The following is a 21,789-nucleotide window of genomic DNA, read 5'->3' as shown; positions in this document are numbered from 1 at the left end:
GCTAGTACACTTATGATCTGATATGTATTCAGCCAGTGTTAATGGCCAGTCATCACCTAATGTTACCAGTGGTAAGTTTGAATACCATCGTTGGGTGTGCTGAAGGTAGATTTTCAGTATAATGGCATGCCTTTATATTTATGAGACTACTGTCAATGCAAAAAGTCGTTTCCCGTTTGCCCACACCACCCCATCATCAGCACGGATATGGTGTTAATATTTTACTACTTTTTGGTGTCGCCATTGTGCTGACTGCGATTATTACAATGGTATTTGCACATAGATTTGGCTATTATCGGGGCTATCAAGCATCTATTCAGCACGAAAAAGTAAAAGAGCGCGATGTTGGTATGACAGCAGCCGATGTTAAGTCATTAAAACTTGAAGCTCAGATTATGCAAAAAGAGCGGGATACAGCAGAACAAGAGCGGGATATTAGTTTAAGAAATTTTGCTGAGCAGCGCAAAATACAGCAACGGCTTGAAGTCCAAAATTTACAATTAGAGCAGTTAAATGAAGTTTATGCTAAAGCTTTGATTGAAAAAGATGGATTACCATTACAAATCGTTGGTGCAATGATTGAGCCATTACCAGAGCATGCTTTTGAATATCGCTTTGATATTGCTATGTTAGCGTCTGATGGCAAAGCAAAAAAACTCAAGCCAACCTTGACTTTGCTGGACGAAACAAACTTGGTAGAAGTGCCATTAAATCCTAGTGTGTATGATATTGCAGGTGTGAGTCACATTCGTGGTCGTTTTGTTATGCCCGAAGGTTTTGAGCCCAAACAAGTTAAATTAAATCTTTCCGCAGCGGGGCAGAATATCGAGCAGCTATATAATTGGCGTTTATCAACTCCAGTTGAGAACATGCCACTATCATTAGCAGAAATTCCAGAGCCAGACCAACGTCCTGTGAATGGTAATAACTAGTCAAAAACACTGTTATGAGTGTTATATTTTATTAATTAATAATGACCCAAAAAAGAGTTGTACAAAAGATTATGACAATCAATATGTTGGCAGTGGATGTTAAAACCACCAATAAAATGGTTACTAATATGGGCATAAGATGCTATTGTAGCATGGACTCTCAACCTATCAGTCATATTGCTGCTGCCGATTGGCATTATCCATCTGCACCAATTCGTTTTCATGATCATAAAGAAGGTGATCCTGAGATAGAGTCAGATGTTTTATTGGCAGATCCTGAGTTGGCGAAACCACCTATGTATGCGGTGGTTATGTATAATGACAATTATACACCAATGGAATTTGTGGTAGAGATATTACAAGTAGAGTTTCGGCATACTCTTGAACAAGCTGTCGAAATCATGCTTAATATTCACCATAGTGGTAAAGGTATTGCTGGAATATATCCCAAAGATATTGCAGAAACAAAAGCAAAAAAAGTGAATAATACTGCACAAAAAGAAGGCTATCCGTTATTAACCCAGATTGAGCCTCATTTAAGCAGCTAATGCTGCTTTTTTTGTCACTAAAAATTGACCAATCACTTGAATTTATCATCTTTTAGCCTTATTGTTAGGTACACTAATGCTCAAAATGCTGTGCCCATAATAAGTAGGAATAGACTATGTTAAGTCGTCATCTCGAAGTTTCTTTACGTTTAGCAATGACACTTGCAAGACAAAAATCTCATGAATATCTAACAGTAGAACATTTGCTGCTGGCATTGCTAGAAAATAATCATGCTGCGACCACACTAAAGGCGTGTGGTGCAGATACAGCCACTTTACGTCAAGAGCTTGAAACTTATATTGATAAACACACGCCGATGCTTGATGCGGATGTCGAGCAGTCACCACAGCCCACCCAAAGTTTTGATCGTATTTTGCAGCGTGCTATTTTTCATGTGCAATCTATCGGAGCAGGACGTTTGGTTCAGGGTTCAGATATTTTGGTATCCATGTTTTCAGAGCATGATACCTATGCTGTGTATTTGCTCAAAAAACAAGGGGTTAGCAGATTAGAGCTAACGCAGTATTTATCACATGGACAAGAAAAAGCTGAAAGTAGCGAAGCTCAAGAAGAAGAGACAAGACTGGGTAGTAAGTCTGAAAAAACCAGTAAAGATCCATTAGTAGAATATGCCAATAACCTAAATAAGCGAGCCGCTGAGGGGAAAACAGATCCTTTAATTGGACGTGCAGAAGAGATTGAACGTACAGCACAGGTATTATGCCGTCGTCGCAAGAATAATCCTTTATTGGTGGGAGAGCCAGGTGTTGGTAAAACCTCCATTGCTGAGGGATTGGCGTGGCTGATTATTAATGATAAAGCCCCCAAACCACTGCAAGGTTGTGTTATTTATAGCCTTGATATTGGCTCACTGATAGCGGGTACTAAATATCGTGGTGACTTTGAAAAGCGCATGAAAGGGCTATTAGATGCATTAAAAAAACAGCCAAATGCGATTTTATTTATTGATGAAATCCATATGATTATTGGTGCAGGTTCTTCCATGAGTAGCAATATGGATGTGTCTAATTTGATCAAACCTGCTTTGGCAAATGGGGAACTGCGCTGTATTGGTTCAACGACGTTTAGCGAATATCGTCAGGTATTTGAAAAGGATCATGCCTTATCACGTCGTTTCCAAAAAATTGATATTAAAGAGCCAAGTATTGAAGACAGCATTGAGATATTGCGTGGATTAAAGCCACGTTATGAAGAATTTCATGATGTCAGTTATACAGACGATGCATTAGTAAGTGCAGTACATTTATCAACAAAGCACATTCATGAGCGTTTTTTACCTGATAAAGCCATTGATGTGATTGATGAGGCAGGTGCTTATAAACGTTTGGGTATTGTTGCTGATGAAAATCAAGTATCAGCAGAAGAAGTTTTACTTGAGGAGCTTAACAATATTGGTGAGTTGGCTGAAGATGCAGAAAATGCGCCCAGTGAATCTATTGTACTTGATAAAAGTTTGGAGTTAGATGACAGTAGTAGTGATGATGACTTCAATTCTGGCAAGACATCCAGCAAAATAGAGGTTAAAAAAGACAGTCAGCAATCTATCGTCATTGATGTGGCAGATATTGAAGCCATTGTCTCAAAGCTGGCTCGTATACCACCTAAATCTGTATCTACGGATGACAAATCATTATTAGAGCATCTAGAGCGTGATCTAAAACGTTTGGTATTTGGTCAAGATGAAGCTATTAAAACCTTGGCAGATGCCATTAAGTTATCTCGAGCAGGTCTAAAAGAAGCGGATAAGCCTATTGGCTCATTTATGTTTGCAGGCCCAACAGGTGTGGGTAAAACTGAAGTCTCTCGCCAGCTAGCGAAGCTGATGGGTGTAGAGCTTATCCGTTTTGATATGTCTGAGTATATGGAAGCACATACCGCCTCACGCTTGATAGGTGCACCTCCAGGTTATGTTGGTTATGATCAGGGTGGACTGCTGACTGAAAAAATCAATCAGCACCCACATTGTGTGTTGCTACTTGATGAAATCGAAAAAGCACATCCAGATGTGTTTAATTTGCTATTACAGGTTATGGATCATGGTACATTAACTGATAATAATGGTCGCATTGCTAGCTTTAAACAAGTGGTACTGATCATGACCACTAATGTTGGTGCAGATAGTATTAGCCGAGCCTCAATGGGCTTTACTCAGCAAGATCATAGCCGAGATAATACCGAAGCAATGAATCGAGTATTTACACCAGAGTTTCGTAATCGTCTTGATGCCATCATACAATTTAACCCATTAGATGAGGCAGTGGTCATCTCTGTGGTAGATAAGTTCTTGGTAGAATTGCAAGCTCAGCTTGATGATAAGCAGGTAATGCTGGAAATTGATGATGCTGTGCGTGAGTATTTAGCCAAAAAAGGCTATGACCGCTTGATGGGTGCGCGTCCTATGCAGCGCTTGATTCAAGATGAAATTAAAAAGCCATTGGCAAATATGGTACTATTTGGTGAACTTGCATCGGGTGGTACGGTGCATGTGACGTTAGATGGTGATGCCCAAGAGCATACATTTGATGAGCAAGGTAGAGCCTCCGTTGAAGGCAGTCAAATCATACTCACTGTCATTGAGCGTCATACACAGCATCGTGATGATTTGATGGAAGGTTAAAAATATACCTTTGTCATATAGCTATAAAACTATATAGTAAATATGACAAAAAATAAGCGAGTGGTTTTACCAATGATATAAATAAAAGACTGGTATTGTAAATGTTACCAGTCTTTTATTTTATCGCTTTTGTATACATCAATTTTAGGACGATTAATCATGGATTTATTTGATAATAATCAAACAACTAATAATAACCCACCGCAAAAAACGGCTGAAGAAAAGCAAGCAATTTTGGCACAAGTAAAAATGCCAGATGACTGGAAACAAGCATTAGCAGAGGAGTTAACCAGTCAAAATATGGATGGTTTGCGAGATTTTTTAAGACAGCAATATCAGGCAGGAAAGACCATTTATCCACCCGCGAGCCTGATGTTTAATGCGTTTGACTTGACGCCATTATCGCAAGTTAAAGTGGTTATTTTAGGGCAAGACCCTTATCATGGCGCGGGTCAAGCAATGGGACTGGCTTTTTCTGTGCCCAAAACCATTCCTAAGCCGCCTTCACTTAATAATGTATTAAAAGAAATGGCAGATGACATTGGTACAACCTATTCTCACCATGGCGATTTGACCTATTGGGCTCAGCAGGGGGTACTGCTTTTAAACACCTCATTGTCTGTTGAAGCAGGGCAGGCGGGCAGTCATCAAAATCAAGGTTGGGAGCAGTTTACCGATGCGGTGATTGATGTGGTAAATACACATCTTGAGCATGTGGTATTTATACTCTGGGGCAGCAAAGCTAAGAAAAAAGGCAAGTATATTAATACGGATAAACATTTAATTTTAACTGCCACCCATCCCTCACCATTAGGGGCAAATCGAGGCGGATTTTTTGGCACCCGTCCCTTTTCAAAAACCAATGATTATTTGCGTCAACATGGTAAAACAGCAATTGACTGGCAATTACCTCAATAGATAATCATAAAACAATCATAACCGACTGATGAATTTGCAGTATTGGCAACCACAAGACTTTAACTACATGCGACAAGCTTTGGTATTAGCACAACAAGGTGCACAACAAGGTGAAGTACCTGTAGGGGCAGTATTGGTGCATGATAATCAAGTGATTGGCTCAGGATTTAATCAGCCAATTTGCTCATCTGATCCCACCGCCCATGCCGAAGTGGTGGCATTGCGTCGAGCATGTAATCATTTACAAAATTATCGCTTGCCAACAGATACTACTTTATATGTGACGCTTGAGCCTTGTACTATGTGTGTGGGTGCACTGATTCATGCCAGAGTAACCAGACTTATTTTTGCTACTCATGAGCCACGAGCAGGTATGGTGGGTAGTCGACTTAATTTGCCTGCTGCGGATTACTATAATCATACTATACAGGTATCTTCAGGGTTATTGGCTGATCACAGTCAACGGTTACTTAAAGACTTTTTTAGGCAGCGCAGAGCACAAAGATAGCTGATTTTGAGGGTTAACGAGAAAATCCTAGTGATAACTTCAGCTTTCTGCTACAATATTGCCCTATTTTGCATACTCATTATAAATTTATAAATCATCACTTTATAATATAAATAGATATTATATAAAATAAACGTGCTGGTTTAATTATATAACTGATGATAGCGCGGTAGCACATTGTTATCTAAGTATATTTTATATTTTATTGCATCATAAAAAGCAATAAATAAATGATGAATGGTAAATTATGACTGCTGATACACACAGATTTCCAGTGATTACAATTGATGGTCCAAGTGGTGCAGGTAAAGGGACTGTGTGCCTAAAACTTGCAAAAGCTTTGGGTTATCAGTTATTAGATTCTGGTGCATTGTATCGTATTGTTGGACTACATGCTTATCAAGCAGGGCTATTAACCAATGCTGAAGGTGTTGTATTGTCACAGCTTGATGAGAGTAAGCTAGTCGAGTTGACCCAATCTTTAAATATTGAGTTTGTACCCAGTAATGATAATAATAAGGGTGATAGTAACGTTCATATTGTGGTAAATGGTCATCGTGTTGATAAGCTTATCCGTAATGAAACTGTGGGTGGTTATGCCTCACAAATTGCGGTATTGCCTGCGGTACGCAAAGCATTATTAGCATTGCAGCAGCGCATGGCAACTCAGTCAGGACTGGTGGCAGACGGGCGTGATATGGGTACGGTTGTATTTCCTAATGCAGATGTCAAAGTATTTTTGACAGCATCAGCAGATGCACGTGCCAAAAGGCGAGTAGAACAGCTAAAAAATGCCAATCAGAGTGCAGATTATGAGCAAATATTAGCCAGTATTGTTGCCCGTGATGAACGTGATGAGAACCGAGAGGCTTCACCTTCAAAACCTGCTGCTGATGCTTTGGTATTAGACAGCTCAAAACTTGATGTTGAAACTGTGTATACAAAAATTAAGCAGTACTGTGAACAACAGGGTATATGTTTTTAGAGCATAGAGTTTGAAATAAATTTTTTCGTTTGATTTGATAATTTGTCTAGCTATAAGTTAAGTTGATTAATTATAAACTCAAATATAATCGTTTTTTTACATGACATGTTAAGATCAAAAACCAGTATCTATCTTAATTTGTCATTCATTTGAACCGTACTGTGCTGGACAGGATACGGCTATATAAAGGTATGAATAATGGAATCATTTGCTGAACTATTTGAAGCGAGTCTAGAAGGTCAGGGTCTTGATATTGAGCGTGGCTCAGTTATCAATGGTACTGTGGTTGCGATTGATAGCGATTGGATTACAGTAGACACTGGTCTTAAGTCTGAAGGCGTTGTTGCCCGTGAAGAGTTTTTAAGTGATGACGGCGAGCTTGAAGTAGAAGTTGGCGATAGTGTTGACGTAGTTGTAGAAGCAGTTGACAACGGTATGGGTCAAACCTTGTTGTCACGTGAAAAAGCAAAACGTGTCGAAACTTGGAATGCGCTTGAGAAGCTATTTGAAAATGATGAAATCGTTAAAGGTACGATTTCAAGCAAAGTGAAAGGTGGTTTTACCGTTGATATCGGTTCGGTACGTGCTTTCCTACCAGGTTCATTGGTAGATGTACGTCCAATCCGTGATACTACGCACCTTGAAGGCAAAGAGCTAGAATTTAAAGTTATCAAGCTGGATCAAAAACGTAACAATGTTGTGGTCAGCCGTCGTGCAGTGATGGAAGCAGAAAACTCTGCTGAGCGTGAAGAGCTATTAAACAAGCTTGAAGAAGGTATGGAAGTTGATGGTATCGTCAAAAACCTAACTGACTACGGTGCATTCGTAGATTTGGGTGGTATTGATGGTCTATTACATATCACTGACATGGCATGGCGTCGTATCAAGCATCCTTCTGAAGTTGTAGAAGTCGGTCAAGATCTAAAAGTTAAAGTATTGAAATTTGATCGTGAGCGTAACCGTGTTAGCCTTGGTCTAAAACAATTGGGTACAGATCCTTGGGATAATGTTGGTGGTACTTACCCAGTAGGTAGCATTGTTAAAGCGCGTGTTACTAACTTGACTGATTATGGTTGTTTTGCTGAAATCGCTGAAGGTGTAGAAGGTTTGGTTCACGTATCTGAAATGGATCATACCAACAAAAATATTCATCCTTCAAAAGTAGTACAGATTGGCGATGAAGTTGATGTGATGATTTTGGACATTGATGAAGAGCGTCGTCGTATCAGCTTGGGTATCAAGCAAACCTTACCAAATCCTTGGGAAGAGTTTGATAAGAAATATGACCGTGGTGACAAAATCACTGGTACAATCAAGTCAATCACTGACTTTGGTATCTTTATCGGCTTAGATGGTAACATTGATGGCTTGGTACATTTGTCTGATATCTCTTGGAATGAAAGCGGTGAAGATGCCATTCGCAACTATAATAAAGGTGATACGGTAGAAGCGATGGTATTGTCTGTTGACGCAGAAGCCAATCGTATTAGCCTAGGTATCAAACAACTAAACTCTGATCCATTTAACGAGTATTTGGTTGCGAATGACCGTGGTGCCATCGTGACGGGTACGGTTAAAGAAGTTGATGCCAAAGGTGCAGTAATTACCCTTGCTGACGATGTCGAAGGTTACTTACGTGCTTCAGAAATTCAGCGTGACCGTGTTGAAGATGCTACTAAGCATCTAAACGAAGGCGATAGCGTTGAAGCAAAAATTGTTAGTGTTGATCGTAAGTCTCGTGCTATCAGTTTGTCTATCAAAGCTAAGGATGAAGCTGAAGAGCGTCAAGCGATTAAAGAGCTTAGCAGTGGAACCAATGCAGCAACAGATGCTGAAGCGCAACCGAAGACTATTGGTGATTTGATCAAAGAACAAATGCAATAATGGTCAGGACCTAATTGCTTCATATTACTTAGAAAAATAGAAAAAAGAGCAACGAGAGTTGCTCTTTTTTTTGCCTAAAATTTAGTAGTGAAAAAAATTTAGGTTTCATCCTTTGGATTTATACGCTATTATTTTGCTGTATTTCTGTTTAGAATTGCTTAAAAGATTGCTGTTATAATATACGGTGCGATTTTTTATATTAAAATTTAATTGTGTTTTTATGTTATTTTTACTTTATCATATAAGTATTTATTATCTATATGCCAGTATATTTATCTATATGCCAGTATATATAGCATAAAATCAATTGTGTCATTTGAGTTGTGTTATTTATAGAGTGCTATTTTTAGTAGCAATGATAATAATATATTTAATTTTTATTATCAAAGGATGAACTGCTCATTTCTTTTTGATTAGAAAAAATTGATAATGGGTTGATTAAATTATAGTTTTTTACAGTAAAATGTTGAGGTCAGTATGCAAAATGTCATAAATAAATCAGGGATTATTAGTAATGTATCCGCTAAATGTGACTTTATAACAGATGATATCATTGATAAGTCTGTGCGTGAGGTCATTGAGCTGATGGTACAAACTTTGATAGATGATGGAAGAATTGAAGTTCGAGGTTTTGGTAGCTTTTGTTTACACCATCGTGAAGCACGTATTGGACGTAATCCAAAGACGGGTGAAAATATTACCATACCAGCAAAAGCCATACCGCATTTCAAACCTGGTAAAGCGCTGCGTGAAGCCGTCAACGATTGGCAATAATGACGTTTTATTGATAAGTTAGCAAAGTAATCATGCTTTGTTTGCGCGTTGTTGTAATCCCAGAGAATGATAGTCTAAGAAGATAATTTAAAAGAGAAGTGGCGAAATAAGCGTTGTCATGTTGTCATAATGTACTGGCTGTTTTTGTGCCAGTTGCTTTTTATGTTGTCATAAGTGCCTAAAATGAGTTTAATGAATCATTTATGTTGTCTTGTGCTGTTATTGATTCTTATTAAATCAATGATTTGTAATAGCTGTATTTTATTATTGAGTGCAAGCTATTATTTGCACTGCTAAGTTTAGGTAATTAATTGATTATTAATGGGAAAGAATGGGTTTGGATACAAATTTTCGTTATTTTATCTGAAAGTTTGCTATATAATCGCTTTGAATTGCTATGATCATTATAATTAGCAAATGATAATAATTGATATGATATAGAGTTGATGGAGGTTGTGATGCGTGTTGTTTTGATGGTGATTTTATTTTTAATATTTGGTTATTCTTTGGGCTTAGTGTTAGTAAATAGCAGAGAGGTTGCTGTTAATTTACTATTTACTCAATCACCAAGTATGAACTTGGGTCTATTATTAATTATATGTATCGGCTTAGGTGTATTGATTGGTCTATTATTGGCATTATTGTTATTTAAAGTATTGCAAAACAAGTGGGAAATTGGTCGTTTAAATAAAGAAAATAAACACCTTAAAGAGGAGCTGCGTCAAGCAAATATTGCCATTGATCGCCAAGCCAATGCCCCCACGATAGATCAAGCTGCTACAGTTAAAGATCCAGTTCAGGTAAAAACTACCCCATTAAACAAATCACCTAAGTCACCTAAGCTTTAGATAAGGTGATTCATTTTAGAGCCATTTTTGCATTCAGATGTTGTTGTCAGTTATTAACTTTATTTTTATATATTGATGTATTGAACTTATGCAGAAGTGTCAAATCTCATACTAATTAACACTTTATAAATTATATGGTTATCAAATGTTAGTTTCTTCTTTATTCCCTATCATTGTTGCAATAGATAAATCCTCTTTAGATGAAGTGAAGTCTTTAGCAGACAGTTTAGATCCAAAAAAATGCCGTGTAAAAGTTGGTAAGCAGTTATTTACACGTTATGGGCCAGCTGTGGTTTCTGAGCTACATCAGCGTGGTTTTGATGTTTTTTTGGATTTAAAGTTCCACGATATCCCAAATACTACCGCTGAAGCAGTACTTGCGGCTGCGGATATGGGTGTGTGGATGGTAAATGTGCATGCCAGTGCAGGCATTGATGCGATGCAGCTTGCCAAAAGCTATTTGCAACAAGGGGGCTATGAGACGTTACTTATTGCTGTGACTGTGTTAACTTCAATGTCTGTGCAAGCACTGGAGCAGATAGGCATATCAGCAGATACCCAAACTCAGGTGCAGCATTTGGCAGCCTTAACACAGCAAGCAGGTCTTGATGGTGTGGTTTGCTCAGCACAAGAAGCCAAGATGCTCAAAAGCTTATATGGTGAGAATTTTAAATTAGTCACACCTGGTATTCGTTTAGAGTCAGATAATCCTGATGATCAGCATCGTATTTGTACGCCAATGCAAGCTTTGGCAAATGGTGCAGATTATCTGGTTATTGGTCGCTCTATTACGCAGGCACAAAATCCTAACCAAAAGTTACAGCTTATACTTGATTCTATTGTTTAGTGATCGTTATTTTTAAGCTATTCATTTATTTGGGTGATGAGTTATGGCTGGTTAAGATTTTGTTTGCTGCTAATCAATACAGTCAGATGAAAAAGTTATCAGATATTATACTGATAACTTTTTTTGCTTATGATGCCTTATAATTTTACAATTTTCTTAATCATTTCTTGAATTTTAGCTTATGAAGATACAAATTTTAAGTGATTTACATATAGATAGTTATGTGCGTCGAAATCAGCCAATAGGTGAGATACCTGCTACGGAGGCGGATATTATTATTGTGGCAGGTGATACTGCCAATGGTGAATGTGGTATGTCTTGGTTGCATCAGCAAGCACAGCGACTACAAAAACCAATATTTACGGTGGCAGGTAATCATGAATATTTTGATCAAGACATTTTAGATTTTGATGAAACTTTGCAGCAGTGGGATAATTTTGTTGATACACCGCAATGTGAAGATATGCGAGGAGTAAAATTACTGCAATGTAGTAGCGTGGATATTGCAGATATACGCATACTTGGTTGTACATTATGGACAGATTATCAGTATCAAGCAACAGAAGATACCATACCCTCAGCCCTACATTTTATGCGTGATTATAAGCAAATCAGCGCAGGAAATGAGATGTTTTCGCCTGCTATTTCAACTCAGATTCATGCTAAGCATCGGCAATGGCTATTACAATCTTTACAGCAGGCACACACGCAGGGTCGAGAGTGTGTGGTAGTGACGCATCATAGTGTTAGCCCGTTGTCTGTTTCTCAAAAATATGCTCAGTTACCAAGTAATGCTGCTTTTGTCAGTGATTTATCTGCATGGATGTATGCAGATTGGGCACCGAAACTATGGGTACATGGTCATACTCATGAAGCATTTGACTATCAGTTGGGTAATACACGAGTGGTGGTTAACCCAAGGGCATATCCAGGTGAGATAAGCAGTACTGGTGTATACTTTGATTGGGCGAAGGTGGTAAGTGTTTGATTGCGGTGCGGACTACTAACATCAAAAGAAAAATGCACAGGGTAGTCAAAATTTGTTACTCTATTTGCTATGACTAATACCAACTCTAATACTGTTGTTCCTATGACATTATCTACTGCGCCTGCACCTGCTCATTTACCTGAAAGTATGATGGCATCTGTAAAGCTATTACCCAAAAATGAACGCTTAATTTTATTTACTCGTCATTCGTTAAGAGAGCGATCAGATGGCAATGGTTTTGCCAGTTATCAATTGCCTTTGACGCCAAAAGGACGCGTATTAGCCAGAGCATGGGGTAGGTGGCTTGCTGATAATCTACCTTATTGTATGGATGTGGATAGTATTTCTAGTCCCATTCAGCGATGTATTGATACAGCAAGGCTGATGCAGGAAGGCGCAGGGATAAATCGAGATATTTCACATCAGTCTTTATTGGTAGAGCCTGGTAGTTTGGTAACTGATTCCACAAAAGCCAGCCATATTTTTAAGGAAATTGGTGCGCTTAATTTTATTAATCGGTTTTTGATTGGTGATCTTGAGGGCACAAAAAGTGCGCATCAAGGTGGTTTGGATATTCTGTCTTTATTTTATCAGCATCAACCTGAGCATGGTCACTTATGTTTGGCTGTTAGCCATGATACTTTGTTGTCTGCTTTTTTGGCGGTGATGATGCAAGTAGAAGAGATTGGTTGGAATGACTGGCCAAAAATGATGGAAGGGGTGTTTTTGTGGTTTGATGATGCGCCACTGGTTGAAGCTTATGCGCATTTTATATGGCGTGGTCAAACTTATTCTCGTCCTGTTATGGATTTGATGGCAAAGGGGCAAAATACAGGTGATATTTAATATATAAGCGTAAAAAAGCCTAGGCGAGACCTAGGCTTTTTTGTGTCGAACTTAAACTTAGCAGCAAGATTACGCTTGTAGTGCTTTTACTGCTTTGTTTAAGCGGCTTTTATGACGAGCAGCTTTATTTTTGTGAATAATGCCTTTGTCAGCCATACGATCAATAACAGGAACGGCTTTTTTGTAAGCTTCTGTTGCTGCATCATAGTCTTTATCTGCAACAGCAGCATCAATACGTTTGATGTAAGTACGGATCATAGAGCGCTGTGAAGCGGTATGTTGACGACGTTTGGTGTTCTGACGAGCGCGTTTGCGAGCTTGTGCAGTATTTGCCACGGGTATCTCCTTGGTCAAAATGAGCAAAATTATAAATGCAATAATGTTCTACTACTTCATTTGAGGTTTATATAATTAAGTATTGTTAATTTATATTAAAAATACCATAATTTATATTTACAACAAAGAGGTAATAATCCACGATAGAGGTAAATTCATCTTCTATAACCTGTGGTGACTTATGCTTGCCGAGCAGCCGTCTCGTATTTATTGAATTTAAGTAATGCTTGATATGCCGTAGAGACGTTATAGGTCAATATTGGTACATCATTATTTATAAACCATTACTATAAATCTGCTTAAGTTCCACAGCCATCAGTTGTTGGAATAATAAACATAACTGATGCTAAAGCGGCATAGTATAACAAATACTTAATTTACACACAATTTATTTTACCGAACTTAACTGGGTTTTATTATATGGCGATGTAAAATATGGGGTTATATATTATTTTGAAAGTAATACTTACAGTTTATATGATGCGAAAAAATAAACTTTGAGTACAATATGGGATAAATAGAAGCGGGCAAGATGAATGTGATACCTTATTATCATACATCTGTTTTATTGATTTGAATGGAACGGTTATGCAAAGAAAAGCAATTATAATAGGTGCAACGGGTAAGGTAGGAGAGAAGCTGGTCAAACAACTGGCGACTTTATACCAGTGTGTGATAGTGATTGCCAGACGTTCACCACAAACGATGAATGAACACATGCAGTTTTATCAAGTAAATGACTTTGCAAATTTACCAGATATTATCAATGGCTTGAATATTGGTGAGGATACAGATGCTTTTAGTTGTCTTGGCACGACCAAAAAGCAGGCGGGCAGTATGGAGGCATTTCGCCAAGTAGACTATGATATGAATGTCAATTTTGCTCAGTTATGTCGTGATAAAAATGTGTCACAATTTTTCTTTTTATCTGCGATGGGTGCAGATAGTAACAGCCGTTTTTTTTATAATCGGGTCAAAGGAGACACCGAAGCAGCCTTAGCAAAACTAGGTTTTGATAAGTTAGTTATTTTTCGACCGTCATTAATTTTAGCAAAACGAAAAGGAAGACCTTTAGAGAGTGCGTCACAGGGTTTATTTAAGCTGGTTTCACCGTTAATATCTGAGTCTATATCAATGCATCCGATCTCTGCTAAGCGGGTAGCTGCTGCAATGGCTATGAGTGCTCATGAGCTTTATGAGAGACAAAAATTTCAGCAAAATGTAATTTCAGCAAAAGTTAAAATAGTAGAAAACAAGCAAATGTTGGCAATGACACGAATAAAGTCTTAAACTATTAACTGCCTATACACAGTTAGTTTAACTTTAAAGGGATAAAATTGGGTGTATTAGGTGATGTAACAACTTTAACAATAAATAATCCATGTTTATAAAAGATTGTATTTATAAAACTGGTTATAAAACAAGGAGTATGGTAATGACAACAAACAATGAGACGATGAATAAGGATAATTTTGTTACTTGTGATTTATTAGATGCCAATCCCAATGCACAGGTGTGTGCTGCCAATATTGAAGGCAAAACGTTTTATAGTTTTGGTGGTAAGGATAGGTTTTGTGGTGAGGTAGTGACGGTAAAATGCTTTGAAGACAATAGCCGAGTCAAAGAGCTATTAAATAGTGATGGCAAAGACAGTCAAGGTGAAGGTAAAGTATTGGTCGTCGATGGTGGTGGCTCAATGCGTTGCGCGCTACTTGGCGATATGATTGCCCAATCTGCCATTGATAATGGTTGGGCTGGTGTTGTGGTATATGGCTGTGTGCGTGATGTTGATGACATGGCGCAGATGGATATAGGGGTGATGGCACTTGGTTGTACTCCCCGTAAATCTACTCGCCGTGGTGAAGGTCAAACAGACCTTGAGATTCGTTTTGCTGATATGGTGGTAAATTCTGGACAATATATTTATGCAGATAATAATGGCATGATTGTTAGTGATACTGCCTTGCTATAAGACTATGGCTCTTTTATAAAAAATTATAATATTTACTATGGTCAATTTATATTAACTTAGAAAAACCCCAATTGAATCAATCAATTGGGGTTTTGTTTTTCTAAGCTTTTAATGTGGTGTGGTTTAGTATTTTTCTAGATCAGATAATAACTGTTCCCGAGCTTTATAAATACGTCGTAGTCCTAGCCATAAGCTGACACACATCACTAATAGCACGATGGTAAAGGGTAGACCTGTACTTACTGCACCTGCTTGAATGGTCTTTAGTGCTTCTGAACCGCCACCATAGAGTAGTGCTAAGGCAATAAAACCTTCTGCTACTGCCCAAAATATTCGCTGTGAAACAGGCGCTTCAAGTTTGCCACCAGCGGTGATGGTATCGATTACTAATGAGCCAGAATCTGAGGAAGTGACAAAAAATACGAGTACCAAAACAATGGCTATCAATGAGGTAATCAGGCTAAAAGGTAGATGTTCTAGCATTTGAAATAGTGATAGTGAGGCATCAGTGACACCATTTGCTAGCTCACCAACATGATTTTTATATTGGCTAAGTCCTGTTTGACCAAACACCGTCATCCAAACGATGGTGACAATGGTAGGTACGAGCATTACAGAGATGATAAATTCACGTACGGTACGCCCTTTAGAGATACGGGCGATAAACATACCAACAAAAGGTGACCAGCTAATCCACCATGCCCAATAAAAGACGGTCCAGCCATGATAAAAATCACTGTCTTCGCGACCAAATGGGTTAGATAAAGGTATGATGTATTTGCCATAATCGACAGCCGTCTCAAACATCTGAGTGATGAGGGTGAAGGAACTGCCGACAAAAAATACAAATAACAAAAATGCCAAGGCAATAAACATATTAAGGTTGCTTAAAAACTTCACACCACCTTCAAGTCCACGCACCACTGAGATGGTTGCTATCCCCGTAACACAAGCAATGATAATCATCTCAAGGACATTACCACCCAAATCAAAGCCAAATAGGTATTTTAGTCCACCTGCGGCTTGTTGTGCACCCAAACCAAGAGAGGTCGCTAAACCAAAAATAGTGGCAAGTACTGCAAGAATATCAATGATATGTCCTGGTACACCCCACGTCTTTTCTTTAAAAATGGGATAAAATACGGAGCGCATGGTCAATGGAAAGCGAAAATTAAAGGTAAATAATGCCAGTGATAGACCAACGACTGCATATATTGCCCAAGGGTGTAATCCCCAGTGATACATGGTTGCGCCCATCGCAGCTTTAAATGCTTCAGGCGAACCCGCTTCGATGCCTAGGGGTGTACCATACCAACCACTGGCATAAGCTAAGGGTTCAGAGACACTCCAAAACATAAGCCCAATCCCCATACCTGCTGCAAAGAGCATGGCAAACCATGAGGGTCGACTAAATTCGGGTTTGGCATTTAAGCCACCAATGCGAATTTTGCCATAAGGAGAGAAGACCAATATAAAACAAAAAATAACAAAAATATTGGCAGAAGAAACAAAGAACCAATCAAAGGTGTTGACTGTCCAATTTTTTGTGCCATTGAGCCAAGCATTGGCGGTTTCTGGCAGAGCAAGGGTAAAGATAACAAAGAATATGACAATCAGTGCAGCGATAGGGAATACGGGATTATGGATATCCATACCCATAAATGAGATGTTATTTTCACCAATTTTGTGATCAGTGGTATAAAGTTTTTTACGAAATTTCGCCATAAGTTTTGGCGGAATATTTTCGGGAATACCTGAATTATTATCCATCAGGAAAGTGCCTCCAATTGTAAGTTGAGTAGACACGCTGAGCATTTAATCCTGTCTGATACGCTTATCTTGATACTTGTGATAAGCAATCAGCGATTAATGTTTAGATAGAAATTTAGCCATTGTATAGGTTCAAAGTTTGATGATAGTTACATTGCACACAAATAGGCTGTCATTAGAAAAAATGGTACTAAAGCATAGATAAAAATGTGTGTTTAATACCATTAACAATATTATTAGAAAATATATACCATTCTATAAATCCAATATCTTGAAACAATATTTATATACAGTGGCAAATTGATAAGAAAAATTAAATACTCAACATGCGGCTAAGGTAAGTAATAAAGGTATTGATTAATATAACTTTTTTATAACTTACTAGAAAAACAATTACTTATTGTTGGCAGTATAGTAACAAATAGACCAGTCTTGTCAAGCTAAACCGAATTTATTTGATTGTAAGCATTATTACTGTTATTTATAAAACTTAACAATAAAGGGGTTGATTTTGATTTTTAGCTAAACAATGCGGTAATCAGCCAATCTGAGTTTAGGTGCAAAGACAGGATTTAATAAACAAAAACAATCAGTTTGTAATGACAAAGTAGTATGAGTGTAGCATGACTATGGTGGCTGGTATATTTGGTCTATAATAGAGTCAGATATTTATATTATCTGATGTATTTACCCATATTTTACTTGTGCTGACCCTTCAATAATTTAATTGATTAAATTTATGACCTATTCTGTGTTTTCTTCTATATTTTCATCGACCAATCAGCAACTTTTTCCTATTACAAATAATCAGCGACGCAGGTTATCCCCTTGCTATGGTGCGATTGGTAGCCTGTGGCTTGCTAGCCTAACAGATTGCCCCACAGCAGATATTTTTGATCGCTTAAAGGTAGTAGTGGCAAAAGATCAAAATCAATTGAATCAAATTGAGACGGAGTTGGCGTTTTGTGGGGTGGATGCTTATGTGTTCCCTGATTGGGAAACGCTCACTTACGATGAGTTGTCACCGCACCAAGATATTGTCAGTGAGCGTATTCATTTGCTCACCCAAATGCCAACGTCAGGTATTTTACTTATCAGTATACAAACCTTAATGCAGCGAGTAGCCCCGCCAAGCTGGTTGATTGGTCAGCATTTTGATTTGAGCGTGGGTGATAAGTTTGATATTGAGGAGCAGCGTGAGCAGTTAACCAAAGCGGGATACCGTGTGGTAGATAATGTGTTTGAGCCCGGAGAGTTTGCGGTACGTGGCAGTGTGATTGATATTTTTGCCATGGGACAACCGTTTCCTTTACGCTTAGATTTATTTGATGATGAAATTGATAGTATTCGCTTTTTTAATCCACAAACACAGCGAACGTTAACACAGCAAGATTTAACTCAGTTGCTGGCAGGTCAAGATATTGGTGTGGCAAAAGAGTCGCTATCGTTGTTACATAAACTACCCGATGTCAGCAAAAAGTTGACCCAATTTCAGATATTGCCTGCCAAAGAGTTCCCATTAGATGAAGGCAAAGAAACCTTTCGCACCAATTTTGCCCAGATGTTTGCAACAACCAGTAGTCGTAAGTTTGAGCTATATAAAGATGTGATGGCAGGAATTGCCAGTAGTGGACTGGAGTATTATCAGCCACTATTTTTTGAGCAACAACAGTGGCTACAAACGGGTAATTTATTTGCTTATTTGCCGCAAGACACATTGTTTATTATTGATGAAAATGCCCCGACCGCATTGGCAGATTATTGGTCACAAATTCAGCGGCGTTATGAAGAGCGTCGCCATGATATTGATAAACCCATTGTTGCACCTGCTTATTTGTATTTAGCTGATAATGAATTAAATCAATATCTTAATAACTATCCAAGGGTTATTTTAGGTAATACTTTAGAGGTGGCGACTGCTGATACACAACAAGCAGAATCATTAACTGAGGCTGCACGTTTGATGCAAAGTACAGGTGCAGGTAAGGTTATTTTACCTACCTCTGTACCACCAAGCTTGCCAGTAACGCATCAAAAAGCAGAACCATTGGCTGATTTATTGGCATTTGCGCAGCAGTGTACAGATGCACAAATGCCGATACTGATTGTGGCAGAAACCGCAGGGCGACGTGAGATATTATTAGAGCTGTTTAAAAGTAAAATAAATGTTAAGTCTTATGATAGCTTGTCTGCATTTTTACAAGACAGATTAACGGATAACTCGGCACCCATTCATACGGTGGCAAATTCTAGTACAAATGAGCGTCCCACTGTGGGCTTAACCATCGCTCCGATTGAGCGGGGTGCAATATTAGATGCGGCGTTTGTCATTATTAGTGAGACTCAGTTATTTGGTCGCCAAGTGTTGCAAACTCGCCGTCGCCGTCAAAGTGATGTGTCCGAAGAGTTTTTGGTAAAAAGTGTGACCGAGCTGGTTGAAGGCAGCCCTGTGGTGCATATTGAGCATGGTATTGGGCGTTATCATGGGCTGATGACTCTTGATGTGGGTGAGGGTGAGCAAGAGTTTATTCATCTGAAATATGCAGAAGATGCCAGTATTTATGTGCCTGTGGCAAATCTACAATTGATTAGCCGTTATAGTGGTGGTGATCCAGCGCTTGCGCCACTGCATAAGATAGGCAGTGGTAAATGGGACAAAGCAAAGCAAAAAGCCTTACAGCAAATCCATGATGTCGCCGCCGAGCTGCTGAATATTCAAGCCCGCCGCATTGCCAAACAAGGCATTCACTTTCAAGTGGATTTGCCACAATATGAGCTGTTTGCCAGTCAATTTGCCTTTGAAGAAACGCCCGATCAGGCATGTGCTATTGATGCGGTTATCCATGATATGAAACAAACCAAACCTATGGATCGGCTGATTTGTGGTGATGTGGGCTTTGGTAAAACTGAAGTTGCCATGCGTGCTGCTTTTATTGCAGTTAATAGTGGCTATCAAGTGGCGGTATTGGTGCCGACCACACTGCTGGCAGGACAACATGGTGATAGCTTTATTGACCGTTTTGCCGATTGGCCAATCCGTATTGAGACGTTATCTCGCTTTGGGGGTAAAAAATATCAAGATAAAGTGTTACAAGAACTGGCTGAAGGTAAAGTAGATATAGTCATTGGTACCCATAAGCTGCTACAAAAAGATGTGAAGTTTGCTAATTTGGGCTTGATGATTATTGATGAAGAGCATCGTTTTGGGGTGCGTCACAAAGAGCGGATTAAAGCGATTCAAAGCGATGTGGATAGTCTGTCTATGACGGCAACACCGATACCACGCACATTGAATATGGCATTATCAGGTATGCGTGACATGTCTATCATCGCCACACCACCTGCCCGCCGTCTTGCCATTAAAACCTTTGTGATGCAAAAGACCAATGTGCTGATGAAAGAGGCAATTTTGCGCGAGCTGCTGCGAGGCGGGCAAGTATATATATTGCACAATGACGTTGCCAGTATTGAGCGTATGGCAGAAAATATCCGAGAATTAGTACCTGAGGCAAGAGTGGGGGCGGCACATGGACAGATGAATGAACGTCAGCTTGAGCAGGTCATGAGCCAGTTTTATCATAAAAAATTCAATGTACTGGTGTGTACCACCATCATTGAAACAGGCATTGATGTTCCCAATGCCAATACCATTATCATTGAACGAGCAGACAAATTTGGCTTAGCCCAACTGCATCAGCTACGTGGGCGTGTTGGACGTAGCCACCATCAAGCCTATTGTTATCTGCTTGTGCCGTCACTCAAAGCACTAAAAGGCGATGCCAAAAAACGTCTCACTGCCATTGAGCGTGCCAACACGTTGGGGGCAGGCTTTATGCTGGCAAGCGAAGATTTAGAAATACGTGGGGCAGGGGAGATATTGGGTAAGCAGCAAAGTGGCAATATGCAGGCGATTGGTTTTAGCCTATATATGGACATGCTTGAGCGCGCTACCAAAGCCATCAAAGCAGGCAAAGAGCCGAACTTAAACACCCCCTTATCCTTGACCAGTGAAATTAATCTGCATTGCTCAGCATTGATACCAGAGGAGTATTTGCACGATGTACCACAGCGATTGCTATTTTATAAACGCATTAGTAATGCAGAAGATGAGGCAGCATTGATAGACATTCGTACCGAGATGATAGACCGTTTTGGTATGTTGCCTGAACAAACAAAGCATCTATTTGCCATTCATAAACTGCGCTTGCAGGCTGAGCCACTGGGTATCAATAAAATAGATGCCAGTAGTAGCCATGTGACCATGGAGTTTGCACCCGATACGCCTGTAGATGCACTGGCGATTATTAAACTGATACAATCTGATGCACAGCGTTATCGTATGAATGGTGCTTCAGGGATACGTTATAGTGATGCTGATAAACTCGATACACCACAAAAACGAATTGAGACAGTGAGTGACTTATTAACTCACTTTGCCCAGCATGTGGTGACAGAAGTTGCACCTTAATTGCTGATTTTACTTTAAACTCTCACTTTAATTTTGAGCTGTGTTAGATTGCTATTTTTTATTTTTGTCAACATTAGTATTTAGTATACCTATATAGATAAGAAATATTTTCATTAAACTGTCATGCTAACTTAACCATATTGTCATTTTTGTTTGCTAATCTATATACATAGCAAGACATAATCCAGATTAAATGACAGTAAAACTAATAAAACTGATGGTAAGAATGGAAGGTAGTAATGAAACCAGTAATAAAGATGATTAATATGGCATTGGAGTTTGAAGAATTTGAGCAACCTATATCTAGTGATGAAGAGTGTGAAGACGCCATAGAGATGTGAAATATAGAAGTGAGCAAGGAAGCCATCAATTAATAACTATAAAAACAAAAAAATAAGAAATATACTTATATAACGATAACAACTATTATGTAGTATGTTGCACCATTTAAAGACAGCCATAAAGGCTGTCTTTTTGCGTTTACTATGGATTAATCTATCTTATCTTGGTAATACTCTATAAACTC

The 21,789-nt window shown here is 38.8% G+C and carries 17 protein-coding genes; 15 read left to right on the top strand and 2 right to left on the bottom strand.

Going from position 1 to position 21,789, the window contains the following annotated elements; genetic code table 11:
- Positions 1-155: 155 nt before the first annotated feature.
- The 12 genes from FHK89_RS10975 to FHK89_RS10920 all read left to right on the top strand — a co-directional run bounded on the left by FHK89_RS10975 (position 156) and on the right by FHK89_RS10920 (position 12,717).
- Entirely contained in the window at positions 156-932 is a 777-nt protein-coding gene (locus FHK89_RS10975; protein WP_230660165.1) for a hypothetical protein, read from the top strand.
- Positions 933-1,003: 71 nt separating this feature from the next.
- Complete coding sequence (locus tag FHK89_RS10970) at positions 1,004-1,480, top strand: ATP-dependent Clp protease adaptor ClpS (protein WP_230660162.1); 477 nt, start codon at positions 1,004-1,006, stop codon at positions 1,478-1,480.
- A 116-nt stretch (positions 1,481-1,596) separates the two neighbouring features.
- On the top strand, positions 1,597-4,119 hold the full coding sequence (locus FHK89_RS10965; RefSeq protein WP_230660159.1) for an AAA family ATPase: 2,523 nt from the start codon (positions 1,597-1,599) through the stop codon (positions 4,117-4,119).
- A gap of 159 nt (positions 4,120-4,278) precedes the next feature.
- The gene (gene ung, locus FHK89_RS10960; RefSeq protein WP_230660154.1) at positions 4,279-5,037 is read left to right on the top strand and encodes a uracil-DNA glycosylase; all 759 of its coding nucleotides are present in this window, start codon (positions 4,279-4,281) and stop codon (positions 5,035-5,037) included.
- Positions 5,038-5,065: 28 nt separating this feature from the next.
- Entirely contained in the window at positions 5,066-5,545 is a 480-nt protein-coding gene (gene tadA / locus FHK89_RS10955; RefSeq protein ID WP_230660151.1) for a tRNA adenosine(34) deaminase TadA, read from the top strand.
- Positions 5,546-5,792: 247 nt separating this feature from the next.
- The gene (gene cmk, locus FHK89_RS10950) at positions 5,793-6,530 is read left to right on the top strand and encodes a (d)CMP kinase (RefSeq protein ID WP_230660148.1); all 738 of its coding nucleotides are present in this window, start codon (positions 5,793-5,795) and stop codon (positions 6,528-6,530) included.
- 198 nt (positions 6,531-6,728) lie between these two features.
- The gene (gene rpsA / locus FHK89_RS10945) at positions 6,729-8,414 is read left to right on the top strand and encodes a 30S ribosomal protein S1 (RefSeq protein ID WP_230660145.1); all 1,686 of its coding nucleotides are present in this window, start codon (positions 6,729-6,731) and stop codon (positions 8,412-8,414) included.
- A gap of 477 nt (positions 8,415-8,891) precedes the next feature.
- Complete coding sequence (locus FHK89_RS10940; RefSeq protein WP_230660142.1) at positions 8,892-9,188, top strand: HU family DNA-binding protein; 297 nt, start codon at positions 8,892-8,894, stop codon at positions 9,186-9,188.
- A gap of 458 nt (positions 9,189-9,646) precedes the next feature.
- Positions 9,647-10,036: a LapA family protein gene (locus FHK89_RS10935; RefSeq protein WP_230660139.1), complete on the top strand. Its 390-nt coding sequence runs from the start codon at positions 9,647-9,649 to the stop codon at positions 10,034-10,036.
- 145 nt (positions 10,037-10,181) lie between these two features.
- A complete protein-coding gene (gene pyrF / locus FHK89_RS10930; protein ID WP_230660136.1) occupies positions 10,182-10,883 on the top strand; it encodes an orotidine-5'-phosphate decarboxylase in 702 nt (233 codons plus the stop codon).
- A 181-nt stretch (positions 10,884-11,064) separates the two neighbouring features.
- A complete protein-coding gene (locus FHK89_RS10925; protein WP_230660133.1) occupies positions 11,065-11,871 on the top strand; it encodes a metallophosphoesterase in 807 nt (268 codons plus the stop codon).
- A 102-nt stretch (positions 11,872-11,973) separates the two neighbouring features.
- Positions 11,974-12,717, top strand: a complete 744-nt coding sequence (locus FHK89_RS10920) for a histidine phosphatase family protein (protein WP_230660130.1) — start codon at positions 11,974-11,976, stop codon at positions 12,715-12,717.
- A gap of 69 nt (positions 12,718-12,786) precedes the next feature.
- Here FHK89_RS10920 and rpsT read toward each other — a convergent pair whose 3' ends face one another.
- On the bottom strand, positions 12,787-13,053 hold the full coding sequence (rpsT, locus tag FHK89_RS10915) for a 30S ribosomal protein S20 (protein ID WP_230660127.1): 267 nt from the start codon (positions 13,051-13,053) through the stop codon (positions 12,787-12,789).
- A 588-nt stretch (positions 13,054-13,641) separates the two neighbouring features.
- On the opposite strand from rpsT, the gene FHK89_RS10910 reads away from it, so the two are divergent.
- Together FHK89_RS10910 and rraA are read left to right on the top strand one after the other, a co-directional pair.
- Complete coding sequence (locus FHK89_RS10910) at positions 13,642-14,343, top strand: NAD(P)H-binding protein (RefSeq protein WP_230660124.1); 702 nt, start codon at positions 13,642-13,644, stop codon at positions 14,341-14,343.
- 145 nt (positions 14,344-14,488) lie between these two features.
- Complete coding sequence (gene rraA, locus FHK89_RS10905) at positions 14,489-15,025, top strand: ribonuclease E activity regulator RraA (protein ID WP_230660121.1); 537 nt, start codon at positions 14,489-14,491, stop codon at positions 15,023-15,025.
- A 123-nt stretch (positions 15,026-15,148) separates the two neighbouring features.
- On the opposite strand, the gene FHK89_RS10900 is transcribed toward rraA, so the two are convergent.
- Positions 15,149-16,795: a BCCT family transporter gene (locus FHK89_RS10900; protein WP_230660118.1), complete on the bottom strand. Its 1,647-nt coding sequence runs from the start codon at positions 16,793-16,795 to the stop codon at positions 15,149-15,151.
- Positions 16,796-17,534: 739 nt separating this feature from the next.
- On the opposite strand from FHK89_RS10900, the gene mfd reads away from it, so the two are divergent.
- Positions 17,535-21,263, top strand: coding sequence for a transcription-repair coupling factor (mfd, locus tag FHK89_RS10895; protein ID WP_230660114.1), 3,729 nt, complete (start codon positions 17,535-17,537; stop codon positions 21,261-21,263).
- The last annotated feature ends 526 nt before the right edge of the window (positions 21,264-21,789 follow it).

It is taken from the genome of Psychrobacter sp. I-STPA10 (genome assembly GCF_021012795.1).
Classification (GTDB): domain Bacteria; phylum Pseudomonadota; class Gammaproteobacteria; order Pseudomonadales; family Moraxellaceae; genus Psychrobacter.
The sequence above is the reverse complement of the archived record's forward strand: the minus strand, read 5'-3'. Positions and strand labels throughout refer to the sequence as shown.